9 protein-coding genes, 1 rRNA gene and 1 pseudogene are annotated in these 14,298 nt (G+C 73.0%); 6 read left to right on the top strand and 5 right to left on the bottom strand.

The annotated features are described in order from the left end of the window. Positions 1-68 precede the first annotated feature (68 nt). Positions 69-185, top strand: a 5S ribosomal RNA gene (rrf, locus tag Sri02f_RS04820). Between the two features lie 105 nt (positions 186-290). Here the strand turns inward: rrf and Sri02f_RS04815 are convergent. From Sri02f_RS04815 to Sri02f_RS04795, 5 genes are all read right to left on the bottom strand, one after another. Continuing rightward, a complete protein-coding gene (locus Sri02f_RS04815) occupies positions 291-1,601 on the bottom strand; it encodes a DUF58 domain-containing protein (protein WP_108999768.1) in 1,311 nt (436 codons plus the stop codon). Further along, a complete protein-coding gene (locus tag Sri02f_RS04810) occupies positions 1,601-2,590 on the bottom strand; it encodes an AAA family ATPase (RefSeq protein ID WP_108999767.1) in 990 nt (329 codons plus the stop codon). Before Sri02f_RS04810 ends, Sri02f_RS04815 begins: the two co-directional genes overlap by 1 nt. After that, positions 2,590-3,786, bottom strand: a complete 1,197-nt coding sequence (locus tag Sri02f_RS04805) for a DUF4350 domain-containing protein (RefSeq protein WP_108999766.1) — start codon at positions 3,784-3,786, stop codon at positions 2,590-2,592. The genes Sri02f_RS04810 and Sri02f_RS04805 overlap by 1 nt, the downstream gene beginning before the upstream one ends. Further along, complete coding sequence (locus Sri02f_RS04800; RefSeq protein WP_108999824.1) at positions 3,783-4,529, bottom strand: DUF4129 domain-containing protein; 747 nt, start codon at positions 4,527-4,529, stop codon at positions 3,783-3,785. The genes Sri02f_RS04805 and Sri02f_RS04800 overlap by 4 nt, the downstream gene beginning before the upstream one ends. A gap of 97 nt (positions 4,530-4,626) precedes the next feature. Beyond that, complete coding sequence (locus tag Sri02f_RS04795; protein WP_108999765.1) at positions 4,627-6,042, bottom strand: glycerophosphoryl diester phosphodiesterase membrane domain-containing protein; 1,416 nt, start codon at positions 6,040-6,042, stop codon at positions 4,627-4,629. Positions 6,043-6,182: 140 nt separating this feature from the next. Between Sri02f_RS04795 and mtnA the strand changes: the two genes are divergently transcribed. The 5 genes and pseudogenes from mtnA to Sri02f_RS42545 form a co-directional block, all read left to right on the top strand. Next, positions 6,183-7,328 carry an S-methyl-5-thioribose-1-phosphate isomerase gene (gene mtnA / locus Sri02f_RS04790; protein WP_108999764.1) on the top strand — a complete coding sequence of 382 codons (1,146 nt, stop codon included), beginning with the start codon at positions 6,183-6,185 and terminating at the stop codon, positions 7,326-7,328. 1,195 nt (positions 7,329-8,523) lie between these two features. Further along, positions 8,524-9,213: a two-component system response regulator MtrA gene (gene mtrA, locus Sri02f_RS04780; RefSeq protein WP_187283109.1), complete on the top strand. Its 690-nt coding sequence runs from the start codon at positions 8,524-8,526 to the stop codon at positions 9,211-9,213. Between the two features lies 1 nt (position 9,214). Further along, positions 9,215-11,389, top strand: coding sequence for an MtrAB system histidine kinase MtrB (mtrB, locus tag Sri02f_RS04775; RefSeq protein ID WP_108999762.1), 2,175 nt, complete (start codon positions 9,215-9,217; stop codon positions 11,387-11,389). Further along, positions 11,379-13,220 (top strand): LpqB family beta-propeller domain-containing protein, encoded by a 1,842-nt coding sequence (locus Sri02f_RS04770; protein ID WP_108999761.1) that lies wholly within the window; start codon positions 11,379-11,381, stop codon positions 13,218-13,220. Before mtrB ends, Sri02f_RS04770 begins: the two co-directional genes overlap by 11 nt. Before the next feature lie 269 nt (positions 13,221-13,489). Then, positions 13,490-14,172 (top strand): annotated as a pseudogene (locus Sri02f_RS42545) (ComF family protein); the annotation flags it as partial. Positions 14,173-14,298: the final 126 nt, after the last annotated feature.

The following is a 14,298-nucleotide window of genomic DNA, read 5'->3' as shown; positions in this document are numbered from 1 at the left end:
GGTTCTGAAACCACGAACAGCCCCATGCCATGGTCACGGTGTGGTGCGGCTGGACAGTTTCATAGTGTTTCGGTGGTCATAGCGTGAGGGAAACGCCCGGTTACATTCCGAACCCGGAAGCTAAGCCTTACAGCGCCGATGGTACTGCAGGGGGGACCCTGTGGGAGAGTAGGACACCGCCGAACAAATTTTACGGGAGACCCCCGCACCTATGGTGCGGGGGTTTTCTGCGTTCGGGGTATTGTCGTCGGCTGATTTTCGGGCTCTCCTGCTGGAGAGCCCGTTTTGTTTTACAGGCGTCCTGCTGCTTTCAGTGCGAGGTAGGCGTCTGCCAGTGCGGGGGCGAGATCTTCCGGTGTCGCGTCGACCACGGTGACGCCGTACCGGCGCAGTTGTTCGGCGGTCCGGTGGCGTTCGGCCTGGGCCTGGGCGGCGGCCGCGGCTTCGTAGACCGCGTCGGGGTTGCCGCGGGAGCCGGCCATGCGGGCGATGTGCGGATCGGCGACCGACGCCACGAGCACCGTGTGGCGGCGGGTGAGCTGAGGGAGGACGGGGAGGAGACCTTCCTCGACCGGGGTGGCGTCGAGTGTCGTCATCAGGACGATGAGGGAGCGGCGGGGAGCCGTGCGGAGGGCTGCGGCGGCTAGTCCGCGCGCGTCCGTTTCGACCAGCTCGGGTTCGAGGGTCGCCATGGCGTTGACCAGGGACGGGAGGACGTCGCGTGCCGTGCGGCCTTGGACCAGGGCGCGTACGCGGCGGTCGTGGGCGAGGAGGTCGACCCGGTCGCCGGCGCGGGATGCCAGGGCGGCGAGGAGGAGGGCGGCGTCCATGGCGGCGTCGAGGCGGGGAGCGTCGTCGACGCGTCCCGCGGAGGTGCGGCCGGTGTCGAGGACGAGGAGGATGTGCCGGTCCCGTTCGGGGCGCCAGGTGCGGACGGCGACCGTCGAGTGGCGTGCTGTGGCCCGCCAGTCGATGGAGCGGGTGTCGTCGCCGGGGACGTACTCGCGCAGACTGTCGAACTCCGTGCCTTCGCCGCGGGTCAGGACGCTGGTGCGGCCGTCGAGTTCGCGTAGCCGGGCCAGTTTCGACGGGAGGTGCTTGCGGCTGGAGAAGGGCGGCAGTACGCGCACCGTCCAGTGGACTTTGTGGGCGCCTTGGCGGGAGAAGAGGCCGAGGGGGCCGTAGGAGCGGATCGTGATGCGGTCGGAGCGGTGGTCGCCTCGGCGAGTGGGGCGCAGACGGGTGGTGATGCGGCGACGCTCGCCGGGCGGGACCGTCAGTCGGTGGCGGGAAGCCTCCGATTCCGCTCCGGGGTGCCAGCTGCTGGGCGGCCAGGCGTCGCGGAGCTGGGCGCGCAGGGGGCGGCGGGAGGGATTGGTGACGGTGAGGGTGATGTCCGCGGGGTCGCCGAGGCGGGCCGTGGTGTCGCCCGAGCGGGTCAGGCCCAGGCGGCGGACCGGCGCCGCCAGGGCGAAGTCGCAGGCGCAGGCCACGGCCAGGGGCGCGTTGACGGCGAGGATGCCGGTCCAGCCGGGGTCCCAGATGCCGACGGGGAGCGAGCCGAGGGCCGCGAGGAGCGCGGTGCGTCCGGTGAGCGCCATCAGCGGGGGACGGGGACGTGGGCGAGGACGGCGTTGATGACCGAGTCCGCGGTCACCCCTTCCATCTCTGCCTCCGGGCGGAGCTGGACGCGGTGGCGGAGGGTGGGGAGGGCGAGGGCTTTGACGTCGTCCGGAATCACGTAGTCGCGGCCGGTGAGCCATGCCCAGGCGCGTGCGGTGGCCAGGAGGGCGGTCGCACCGCGTGGGGACGCGCCCAGGGTCAGGGAGGGGGATTCGCGGGTGGCGCGGCAGATGTCGACGACGTAGGCCGTGATCTCGGGGGAGACGGTGGTCTTGGCGACCGCCGCGCGGGCGGCTTCCAGGTCGGCGGCCCCTGCGACGGGGCGTACGCCGGCGGCGTGCAGGTCGCGTGGGTTGAAGCCCTCGGCGTGGCGGGTGAGGACGTCGATCTCCTCCTGGCGGGAGGGGAGCGGGATGGTGAGTTTGAGGAGGAAGCGGTCCAGCTGGGCTTCGGGGAGGGGGTAGGTGCCCTCGTACTCGACGGGGTTCTGGGTCGCGGCGACCAGGAACGGGTCGGGCAGGGGGCGGGGGGTGCCGTCCACGGTGACCTGGCGTTCCTCCATGGCTTCGAGGAGGGACGACTGGGTCTTGGGAGGGGTGCGGTTGATCTCGTCGGCGAGCAGGAGATGGGTGAAGACCGGGCCGGGCTGGAAGGAGAACTCGGCGGTGCGGGCGTCGTAGACGAGGGAGCCGGTGATGTCGCTCGGCATGAGGTCGGGGGTGAACTGGACGCGTTTGGTGTCGAGTTCGAGTGCGGAGGCGAGGGCGCGGACGAGCAACGTCTTGGCCACTCCGGGGACTCCTTCGAGGAGGACGTGTCCGCGGCAGAGGAGGGCGACGACGAGGCCTGTCACGGCGGGGTCCTGGCCGACCACGGCCTTGGAGATCTCGGCGCGCAGGGCTTCCAGGGAGGCGCGGGATCGGCCCGGATCCCCGGTCGTCCCGGCGTTGTCAGTGGTCGGGTCCATCATGGACGGCGTACCTCTCTTTCGAGGGCGTCGAGTTGGTCGGCGAGTGCGATCAGGGCCGTGTCGTCGCCGGGTGGCGGGCCGAAGAGGAGGGAGTGCAGGGACTGTCCGTCGCCGTGGAGGTGGGCGGACAGTGCGGGCAGGAGGGCCTCGGGCGCGTGCGCCTGGGCGACGGGGACGCCCAGGAGAGGGGCGAGGCGGGTGCGAGTGGTGGAGCGAAGAGCGGCGGACGCGCGGTCACGGGCGGCCGCCTTGCGGTAGAGGCGGGCGCGGCCTTCGACGGTTTCGGAGGCGCGGATCGCCACGGGGAGGTTCTCGGGCACGAGCGGGCCGAGTCGGCGTGCCCGCCAGAGGGCGGCGAGGGCTGCCGCCACGAAGAGCTGAAGTGTGCCCCAGAGCCAGCCGGACGGGAGCAGGTCGAAGAAGCCTTTTCCGTCGTCCGGGGCGGTGGCTGAGGCGTCGGAGAGCGAGGGGAGGTACCAGACCAGATGGGTGCGGGAGCCGAGGAGTTGGAGGGCGAGCGAGGCGTTGCCCTGCTTGTCGAGACGTTCGTTGGAGAGGATGTCGGGCGCGCCGAGGACGACGGTGTCGCCGTCGCCGGAGGTGTCCGGGATGCGGAGCAGGGTGGCGAGGCGCTCGCTGGGGTAGCACTCGTCGGCGTCGGGGCGGTGGGTGGTGTAGCGGATGCCGCCGGTTTCCGCGGTGCCGGCGCTGCGCGCGGCGGGCAGGGTGCAGTCGGGGGAGAGGGCGGAACTGCGGCTGTTGGCCGGGTCGGCGCTCACTTCGGGGGCGAGGGTGTCCACGGAGGGGCTGCCGGGGGCGACGAGGAGGGTGCGGCCGCCGGAGTGGGCGATCGACGAGTGCAGTTCCCTTTGTTGAGGTTGCGTCAGGAGGTCGGGGGCGGCGACCAGGAGGGTGGTGTCGGGGCGTGCTGCGGTGCGAGCCTCGGCCAGGGAGGTGACCACGCGGGTGGACACCCCGTGGTCGGCGAGGAGTTCTGCGATGGCTCGGCTGCCGGAGGGGTCGGCGGAGCGTGGGTCGAGGGCGCCGTGACGGGCGTCGGACTGGAGCACGGCGAGTGTGACGGCCCCCGCGAGGAGGAGGGCGAAGGCGAGGGTGAGTCCGCGCGCGCGGGTCCACAGCTGGTGCGCGGTGCGGGACGCCGTGGTGGTCGGGGGCGTGGCCTGGGTCGTCATCCGGCGGTTCCCGGGCGGGCGGGAGAGGCCGTGGTGCGGGGGCTGCTCGCCGCCGGCCGGGGGGTGGTGCGTTCCACGTCGAGGTCGAGTTCCGCCATGCGCCGGTACGCCTGCTCGGTCGCTCGGCGGCCGCCGTATGTGACGTCGTCGAAGTCGCGGGCCGCGGTGCGCAGTCGGTCGGTGTGGGCGGGCAGGGCGCGGCCCGCTTCGGCCGCGGCCTCGTCGGCCGTGCGGCCCGGGCGTGTGTCGAGGAGGGCCCGTTCCTCCAGGGCACGCACGAGGGCGCGCATGCGTTCCTGCAGGGCCTGGTTCCAGTGGCCCTGGGCGGCGTGCGCCTCGGCGGCCGCGCGGTGTTGGGCGGCGCTGCGGGGGCGGTCGCCGAACAGGGCGGCTGCGGACGAGGGCCGTCGGCGGGGCGTTCCGAGGCGCCACCACAGGGCGGCCAGGACGGCCCCGACGGCGAGGACGACGACCAGCAGGCCGAGTGTGCCGCCGGGGGTGGCGGCCGAGGCGCTGTCGAACAGGTCGCCGATCCAGTCCCAGAGGGTGTTCAGGGCGCGCTGGAGGAGGCTGGGATCGTTCTGGTGGTACAGGTCCCTGGACAGCTCGCGGCGGGCCGCCTCCCGGGCGGGGTCGCGGGGCACGGTGACCGGAGGCCGGTCGCCCGAGCGGGCCGGGGCCGACGCCGCGCTGCCGCCCGCCCGCGCCAAGGCGGCCAGAGCCCTGCCGGCGGTGCGGGACAGGGCCGCCGGGGCGCCGTCGGCGAGGCCGGGCAGCGTCGGCGGGGGCAGGCTGCCCGGGTGCGGCGCGGTGAGTGCTCCCCCCGTCGGGCTCACCGCATCAGCTCCCCGTCGTGGCGCCGGGGGCGGGGGAGCCGTAGCCCTGGAGGCCCGCGGCGCGGGCCAGATCGAGGTCGAGGGCCTCGCGGCGGATGCGCTGGTCGATGTAGAGGAGCACGATGACGCCGGCCGCGATCGGGAAGGTGATCATGGAACCGAGGACCGAGCCGACGCCGCTGACGATCAGGTACGTCCAGCCGTACTCGGCGCCTGCCTCGGTCATGCCGCTGACGCCCCCGTCGCTCAGGGCGGCGCCGAGGAGGGCGAACGGCACGACGACGATCATCGAGACGATGTTCGCGATGAGCAGGGCGAGCGCCTGGATGCCGAAGACGCGCCACCAGGAGCCGCGGGTGAGCTTCGCGGAGCGGCCGAGCGCCTTCTTGATGCCCTGCTTCTCCAGCATCAGCGCGGGCGAGGCGAGGGAGAAGCGGATCAGCAGCCACAGCACGAGGACGAACGAGGCGAGGATGCCGAAGGCCTGCAGCGGGGCGCCCGCGTCGTCGTCGCCGAGGACGCTCACCAGGATGCCGGGCAGCAGGCACACGGCGGCTGCGGCGGCGGCGATGAGCACCAGCAGGAAGATCAGCCCGAACAGTCTGGGCACCTGGGGGCGGGCGTCGCGCCAGGCCTCCTTCAGGGTGACCGGTTTGCCGAGCACCGCCCGGCTGGTGACGGCCGTCAGCAAGGCGGTGGCGGTGATGGTGCCCAGGAGGGTGATGAGGAGGATGGGCCCGGTGGCGCGCATGGCGTCGCCCATGGCGTTGAGCTGCTCGTCGACGGTGGCGCTGGGGTCGCCGAGGGCGGCGGTGTCGGTGGAGCCGTTCAGGATCAGGCCCTGCAGCAGGACGACGACGACCTCGGTGATGACGGCGACGCTCAGCGAGATGCCCAGGACGGTGCGCCAGTAGGTGCGCATGGTGGCGACGGCGCCGTCGAGGATCTCGCCCACGCCGAGGGGGCGCAGCGGGATCACGCCCGGCTTCGCCGCGGGCGGGGGGCCGCCCCAGCCTCCTCCCCAGCCGGCGGGAGGGACGTAACCCTGGGGCCCGCCGTAACCGCCGTAACCGCCGTATCCGCCCTGTGGGCCCGGGGCCGCGGGGCCGGAGGGGCCGCCTGGGTGTCCGCCGCCCGGTCCGGCGGGCGGGGGGCCGCCCCAGCCCGCGCCGGGAGCCGGAGGCGGTGGGGGCGGCGGGGCCTGGCCGGGGCTCCGGGGGCCTGCGGGCGCGGACCACTGGCCGGGTGGCGGCTGTTCCTTGGACCACTTCGTGCCGGGGTTCTGCGGGCCGGCGTCCGGCTGGTCCGCGGGCTGGGCGCCGTCGGGGCGGTCGGCGGGCTCGGCGGGGCGGGACGACCCGGGCTCCTGTCCGTCGGAGGGGGCGGATCCGGGCGAGGCCCAGCCCGGAGTGTCGTTCATCGTCGCTCCTTCACGGTGCCCGTCCGCGGTCGCGGCGGCAGGTTGGGAGCCATCGTGCCATGGTGGGCCGATCGGTGGACCGGCCGCGGTAGGGGCTGCACACCTTCAATTGTCCGCCGGTTCGGGGGCAGACTGATCGCATGGCTGATCAGTACGCGCAATCCGGCGAGGACAAGCGGCCGAGCGAGATTCCTGCGATTCGATGGGAGGAGCCGCCCGAGGGTCCCGTGGTGGTTCTTCTCGACCAGACGAGACTGCCCGCCCAGGAAGTCGAGCTGGTGTGCACCGACGCGTCCGCGCTGGTGGAGGCGATCCGGTCGTTGGCGGTGCGCGGTGCGCCGTTGCTCGGCATCGCGGGGGCGTACGGCGTCGCGCTCGCCGCCGTGCGCGGCTTCGACGTGGACGACGCCGCCGACGCGCTGGCCGGGGCCCGGCCGACCGCGGTGAACCTGTCCGTCGGCGTGCGCCGGGCCCGGGCCGCCTACCAGGCGGAGGTCGCGCAGGGCGGTGATCCCGCGCAGGGCGCGCGGGCCGCGCTCGCGGCCGCACGGCAGCTCCACCGCGAGGACGCCGAGGCGAGCGCCCGGATGGCCGAGCACGGGCTGGCGCTGCTCGACGAGCTGCTGCCGGGCGGCGGGCATCGTGTCCTCACGCACTGCAACACCGGAGCACTGGTGTCGGGCGGGGAGGGCACCGCGTTCGCGGTGGCGCTCGCGGCGCACCGGGTCGGGCGGCTTCGCCGGCTGTGGGTGGACGAGACCCGTCCGCTGCTGCAGGGCGCTCGCCTGACGGCGTACGAGGCGGCGCGCAACGGCATGGGCTACACGCTGCTGACGGACAACGCGGCGGGGTCGCTGTTCGCTGCGGGAGAGGTGGACGCCGTGCTGGTCGGGGCGGATCGCATCGCGGCCGACGGATCGGTGGCGAACAAGGTGGGCACCTATCCCCTCGCGGTGCTCGCGCGCTACCACCACGTGCCGTTCATCGTGGTCGCGCCCGTGACGACGGTGGATCCGCAGACGCCGGACGGGGCGTCGATCGAAGTCGAGCAGCGGCCCGGCTACGAGGTGACGGAGGTCAGCGCGCCCCAGGCGCCGGTGATGGGAGCGGGCGGCGGCGTTCCGGTGGCGCCGCTGGGCACCCAGGCCTACAACCCGGCGTTCGACGTGACGCCGCCCGAGCTGGTGACGGCGATCGTCACCGAGGAGGGAGCGATCTCGCCCGTGACGGCGGAAGCGCTCGCCGAGATGTGCGCCCAGGCCGGCCAGGCCCGGGAGCGGACGTGACGGTCGTCGGCCGTCCGGCGCCGTGCGGAGGCGGCGCGTAGGCGGGCTATGCGCGGGCGGTCGGCCGGCGATCAGGAGGGCGAGGCCGGCGGGCCGGTAGCCCAGTCCGGCGCGGAGGCGGGCGACGGTCTCTTTCGCGTGGGCGAGGAAGACCCTGTCCCCCCACGCCGTGCGTGCGGGTGTGGGCGGCCGGGGTCGTCGTCGCGGCGGCTGCCGGCCCCTGCGGCGGCGGGCCGCGGCCATGATGCCGACGCAGCCGATCTCCGTGGCGCGGGCCGCCGGTTGCAGGCGGCCAGCGGCCAGCGGAGGGTTGTCCGGGGCGGGCCGGCGGGGGCGCCGTCCGGGCGAGAGCGGTACGAGTGGCTTGTGGCCGGCGAGCGCAGGGCGCGGCGCGCGGTGGCCACGGTGCCGGCCGAGGTCAGCTCCTCGGCCGGCTCCGACGTCAAGGCCGCGTATGGCGGCTGACACCAGCCGTTGACACCGACAGCGCGAACAGCAGCGGTCGGCACCGAACGTAAGCGCACCATCGGTGAAGGCACGTCCCCGGTTCGTCGACAAGCGACGACATGTAGCGCACATAGGTCAGGTCAGACCAACGTCCGACAACGACGGTCGAGTTGGGCACCCACTGAAACCAGTTCTTCGGAGGCTTCGCCGACCAGGTGTGCTGAATGATCGCTTACCGCGCAGCAGAATCGTCAGCCGGCGGTCGATCCCTCCTCTTCCCTGCGAAAGAGGAGGCTGCCCCGACACCAGCAGTGATGAGTCCCGCGACTGCGGTGATGGTGCTGGGGAGGTCGAGTTCGACCCTCCTGCCGTCGTACCGCCGCCACCCCGGACAGCAGGGTCTGTGTTTCTGTGACCGTGACGGTGGTCACGGCCGCGGGGGCAGGCGAGCAGAGCCACGCCCATGACCATCAGGGAAGCGCCAGCCCACACTAGGCGTGATCGTCTCAGCCGGACTCGCCTTGTGTCGCGATCGGTCACGCCTTCAGACTGCGACACCATCACGCAGCGTGCGATGCGGTCACGGCCATCCGGGTCGGGGTGCGCCCTCCGGCTACCAGCGCACCGCTGACATCAGTGCTGACATCGACGTCTGCGGACCGGGGCAGACAGTGACGGCTCCATACGACTATCGTCACAGGCCGGTGACCCTGCTCACCTGGGCAACCTTCACTGTTACGAGAATGGGATGATGTCGTTTATGAAGGGACGAGTCCTTGTCGTCGACGACGACACCGCACTGGCCGAGATGCTCGGCATCGTGTTGCGTGGTGAAGGTTTTGAGCCGTCTTTCGTAGCTGACGGCGACAAGGCGCTGGCTGCTTTCCGTGAGGCGAAGCCCGACCTGGTGCTGCTGGACCTGATGCTGCCCGGACGGGACGGCATCGAGGTGTGCCGCCTGATCAGGGCGGAGTCCGGAGTGCCGATCGTGATGCTCACGGCCAAGAGTGACACCGTCGACGTGGTCGTCGGGCTGGAGTCCGGCGCCGACGACTACATCGTGAAGCCGTTCAAGCCGAAGGAGCTGGTCGCCCGCATCCGGGCCCGGCTGCGGAGGTCGGAGGAGCCCGCGCCCGAACAGCTCGCCATAGGCGACCTCGTCATCGACGTGGCGGGCCACTCCGTGAAGCGGGACGGACAGTCGATCGCACTGACCCCGCTGGAGTTCGACCTGCTGGTCGCGCTCGCACGCAAACCCTGGCAGGTGTTCACCCGCGAGGTGCTCCTGGAGCAGGTGTGGGGCTACCGCCACGCCGCCGACACCCGCCTGGTCAACGTGCACGTGCAGCGACTCCGCTCCAAGGTCGAGAAGGACCCGGAGCGACCGGAGATCGTGGTGACCGTCCGTGGCGTCGGATACAAGGCAGGGCCCAGCTGACATGACCGGGGACAGCGCCGCTTCGGCCCCCGGACGGTCCGGGGCCCGCCCGGAGCGGCCTGTCGGCCGTGACACGCCGGGATCACGCTCCGCCCGCCTCCTCGGGCGCGGACTGCTGCGGGACGGGGTGCGCAACAGCCCCGTCCTGAGGCTGCTGCTGCGCTGGGTGCGTCGGCCGCTGCTTCCCGTCATGCGGCTGTGGCGGCGCAACATCCAGCTCAAGGTCGTCGCCACAACGCTGCTGATGTCGCTCGGCGTCGTCCTGCTGCTGGGCTTCGTGGTCATCGGGCAGGTCCGCAACGGACTGCTGGACGCCAAGGTCAGGGCCTCCCAGAGCCAGGCCACCGGCGGCTTCGCCGTCGCCAAGCAGAAGGCCGACGAAGCCGTCGGCTCCCGCCCCGCCGACGGCACCGCACCGGCGGGCGGCCGCGGCTCGCAGAACGTCACCGAATGGATGAGCGAGCTCGTACTGTCGCTGTCCAGCGGCGGACAGGGCGCCTTCGACGTGGTCACCCTGCCCCCCGTCGACGACAGCGGCGGCGGCCGCGGGCCGCGGGCCTCCGGCTTCGTCGACCCCAACAAGAGCGTCCCGGAGAACCTGCGCGAACGCGTCAACAGCGGCACCGGCGCCGTGCAGAGCTACTCCCGCATCATGTACCTCAACGACAAGGAATCGCAGCCCGCACTCGTCATCGGCAAACAGATCAACGACCCCAACGGCGAGGCCTACGAGCTGTACTACCTCTTCCCGCTCACGCAGGAGGAGAAGTCGCTCAGCCTGGTCAAGGGCACCCTCGCGACCGCCGGACTCTTCGTCGTCGTCCTCCTCGGAGCCATCGCCTGGCTCGTCGTGCGGCAGGTCGTCACACCCGTGCGGATGGCCGCCGGGATCGCCGAGCGGCTCTCCGCCGGACGCCTGCAGGAGCGGATGAAGGTCACCGGCGAGGACGACATCGCCCGCCTCGGCGAGGCCTTCAACAAGATGGCGCAGAACCTCCAGCTGAAGATCCAGCAACTGGAGGAGCTGTCACGGATGCAGCGCAGGTTCGTGTCCGACGTCTCGCACGAACTGCGCACCCCCCTGACCACCGTCCGCATGGCCGCCGACGTCATCCACGACGCCCGCGTCGACTTCGACCCCGTCACCGCCCGGTCCGCGGAACTCCTCGCCGACCAGCTCGACCGCTTCGAGACGCTCCTCGCCGACCTGCTGGAGATCAGCCGCTTCGACGCCGGCGCCGCAGCCCTGGAGGCCGAGCCGATCGACCTCAGAGAGGTCGTACGGCGCGTCGTCAGCGGGGCCGCGCCGCTCGCCGAACGCAAGGGGGCCACCGTCCGCGTCCTCGGCGACCAGCAGCCCGTCGTCGCCGAGGCCGACGCCCGGCGCGTGGAGCGCGTGCTGCGCAACCTCGTCGTCAACGCCGTCGAACACGGCGAGGGCAAGGACGTCATCGTCAAACTCGCCGCCGCGGGCGGAGCCGTCGCCATCGCGGTGCGCGACTACGGCGTCGGGCTCAAGCCCGGCGAGGCCACCCGCGTCTTCAGCCGCTTCTGGCGCGCCGACCCGGCACGCGCGCGTACCACCGGCGGCACCGGCCTGGGCCTGTCCATCGCCCTGGAGGACGCGCGACTGCACGGCGGATGGCTGCAGGCCTGGGGCGAGCCCGGCGGCGGCTCCCAGTTCCGGCTGACCCTGCCCCGCACCGCCGACGAACCGCTGCGCGGCTCACCGATACCGCTGGAACCCAAGGACTCCCGCCGCAACAGGGGAGAGCTCGACGACGCCGGCGTGCCGCGCGGCGGCGGCCAGAAGAGCGCGACGGTCCCCGTACAGCCCGCCACGGAACAGTCGTCGGCCGCCCGGACCCCGCTCACGCCCCGCACGGGCACGACGCCACCCACGGCCGACCCCACGGCGCTGCCCGGCAACGGCGCGCGCGTGGTGTCCCGGCCCGCGCCGGGCTCGGGCGGCGCACGGCACCAGGACGAACCCGCCCCCCGGACGACGGCGGAGAGCCGGAGCCCGGACCGGGCGGACACCGCGGGCACCGGCGCTCCAGGCGACCCGGGCCCGGCGGACGACGTCGCACACACGGCGTCCAGGGGGAACCGGGGCCGGTCGCACGCCGGCGCGGAGGGCGTGGACGAGCAAGGGGAGGCATTTCGTGGGCGCTGAGCAGCGCGAGGGGGGAACCCGGAGCGGCCGCACGCCGGGGCGCGCGATGGCGTACGCCGCCTGCGGTGTGGTCCTGCTGTCCGGATGCGCCTCCATGCCCGACAGCGGGGACCTGCGCAACGTCGAGTCCACCCCGCGCCAGGACACCCAGGTACGGGTGTTCGCGATGCCGCCCCGGGACGACGCACCGCCCGCCGAGATCGTCCAGGGCTTCCTGGAGGCGCTCACCAGCGACGACCCCCGCTACTCCACGGCCCGGCAGTACCTGACCGACCGGGCGGCCCGCACATGGGAGCCCGAACGCTCCACCACGGTCCTCGCCGACGGACCGGCCACCGAGGCCGGCCCCGCCGGGACCAGGGAAGGCGGCGACGACTTCTCCTTCGTCCTGACCGGCACCCGCGTCGCCACCGTGGACGCCCAGCAGTCGTACGCGCCCGCCTCGGGCAGCTACGGCCAGCCGGTCCACCTCACCCGCGACAAGAAGACCGGCCAGTGGCGCATCGACGCCCTCCCCACAGGCGTCGTCATGGGCAAGTCCGACTTCCAGCGCAACTACGTCGCCGTCAACAAGTACTACTTCGCGTCCAACACCAAGGCGGACGCCTCCGGGCAGCCCATGGCCGTCGCCGACCCCGTCTACGTACGCGAGCGGGTCGACCCGATGACGCAGATGGTGCGCTCCGTGCTCACCGGCCCCACCAGCTGGCTCCGCCCCGTCGTCAGATCCAGCTTCCCCACCGGCACCGCCCTGTCCAAGGGCGTCACCTCGCTGACGCCCGACGACCAGAACAAGCTCACCGTGCCGCTCAACGACAGGGCGGCCCACATCGGACAGGGCAAGTGCGACGAGATGGCGGCCCAACTGCTGTTCTCCCTGCAGAGCCTGGCCCCCACCGTCGACGAGGTCGCGCTGCGCGCGGGCGGAACCCAGCTGTGCTCCCTCAACGAGGAACGGGCCGCCGCCGTCGCCGCCCGCGGCTCGCAGAGCAGCCCCGGCTACCTCTACTTCATCGACGCCCAGCACCGGCTCGTGCGGATGGCCAGCGGCAGCGGCGACACCAAGGCCGACCCCGTGCCCGGAGCGTTCGGCGACGGCGCCAAGGCGCTGCGCTCGGTAGCCGTGGCCCACGACGAGCACAGCGCGGCCGGCGTCGCCCTCGACGGCAGGACGCTCTACGTCGCCTCCACCCTGTCCGGCAACTCCATCGGCGACCCCGTCCTGGAGAGCAAGGGCAAGACGGAGACCGACCGGCTCACCACGCCCAGCTGGGACGCCCACGGCGACCTGTGGGTCGCCGACCGCGATCCCGCGGACCCGCGGCTGCTCCTGCTGGAGAAGGGCGGCGGCGAGCCCCTCAAGGTGCTCACCCCCGGCCTGGACGGCCGGATCAACGCCGTGCGCGTGGCGGCGGACGGGGTGCGCATCGCGCTCGTCGTGGACAAGGGCGGCAAGCAGTCGCTGCTCATCGGGCGGATCGAACGAGGCGTCGGCGACGGCACGCGACCGGCGATGTCGGTCCAGGAACTGCGTTCCGCGACACCCGAGTTGGAAAAGGTCACGGCCATGTCGTGGGCCGGGGACAGCCGCCTCGTGGTGGTCGGGCGTGAGGCAGGCGGCGTCGAGCAGGTCCAGTACGTGCAGTGCGACGGCTCGTTCCCCGAGGCGGGCACACTGCCGGGCCTCACGGAGGTCCGGAGCATCGCCGCGTCCGAGGACAGCGACCTCCCGCTGTTCGCGACCTCCAAGGACGGGCTGCTGTGGCTGCCCGGCGGGAGCGGATGGCGCACGCTGAAGGAGACCGCCTCGGTCGCGTTCTACCCGGGGTGAACCCATTCCTGGCCGGTGACGGGAGTTGCCGGGCGGGCCTCGCCCTCCTGGGAGGTCCGCTTCCGTGAACGGTGAAGCCCTCGCGCCCTTTGCGTTTTCCGCGTGACTCGATTGTCCGCCCGATCGGCTGCGACCGCCTTCCGACGCCTTCCGTCGACTTCCGTCGCCCCGTCGACTTCCGTCGCCTGAGTTCGAGTTATCCACAGACCGCTCCGGGTGGTTTTCCACAGGGCTGGTGAGCAGTCTCCGGCGCTGGCACAGTGATCCACGTGGAAGCCGTTCGCAGGTGGTGGCAGGAACTCGCCGGTTTGGTGCTGCCCGGCGAATGCGGGGGCTGCGGCAGGGCACGGACGGTGCTCTGCCCGCAGTGCCGCACGGCACTGTGCGGGACGGGGACCGTGCCGTTCCGGGTGCGGCCCGTGCTCGAACCGCCCGGGCTGCCCGCCGTGCACGCGGCGGCCCCGTACGCGGACGAGGTACGGGCAGTGCTGCTGGCCCACAAGGAACGCGGCGCGCTGGCGCTCGCACGCCCTCTGGGAGCGGCGCTGGCGGGAGCGGTGCGGGCGGGGCTGCGGGGGGCGGGGGTGGGGGAGGGGGAGGCCCCCCAACCCCCCAGCGGCGTCCTCCTCGTCCCCGTCCCCTCCTCCCGTGCCGCCGTCCGGGCCCGTGGTCATGATCCGGCGCGGCGTATCGCGCTGGCTGCGGCCGGGGAGTTGCGGCGGACCGGGGTGCCGGCGCGGGTGGCCGCGGTGCTGCGGCAGCGGCGGCCGGTGGCCGATCAGGCGGGGCTCGACTCCCGGGGGCGGCTCGACAATCTGGTGGGCGCGCTGGCCGTGGCGCCCGGGGCGTGCGGGTGCTGTGCGGTGCTCCGGTGGTGCTCGTCGACGACCTGGTCACGACGGGCGCTTCGCTGGCGGAGGCGGCTCGTGCGGTGCGGGAGGCGACGGGGGCGGGTCCGGACCGAGCCGGCCCGGTGGACCCGGTGGATATGGAGGACCCGGAGGACCCGGAGGACCCGGTGGGCCGGGAGTGCTCCGGGGACCCGGAACGCCTTGAGCGTCGCCCGTTCGGCCGGTTG

Origin of the sequence: Streptomyces rishiriensis (assembly GCF_003112535.1) — a bacterium.
Classification (GTDB): domain Bacteria; phylum Actinomycetota; class Actinomycetes; order Streptomycetales; family Streptomycetaceae; genus Streptomyces; species Streptomyces rishiriensis.
Note: the sequence above shows the minus strand (reverse complement) of the source record. Positions and strands in the feature narration are given on the sequence as shown.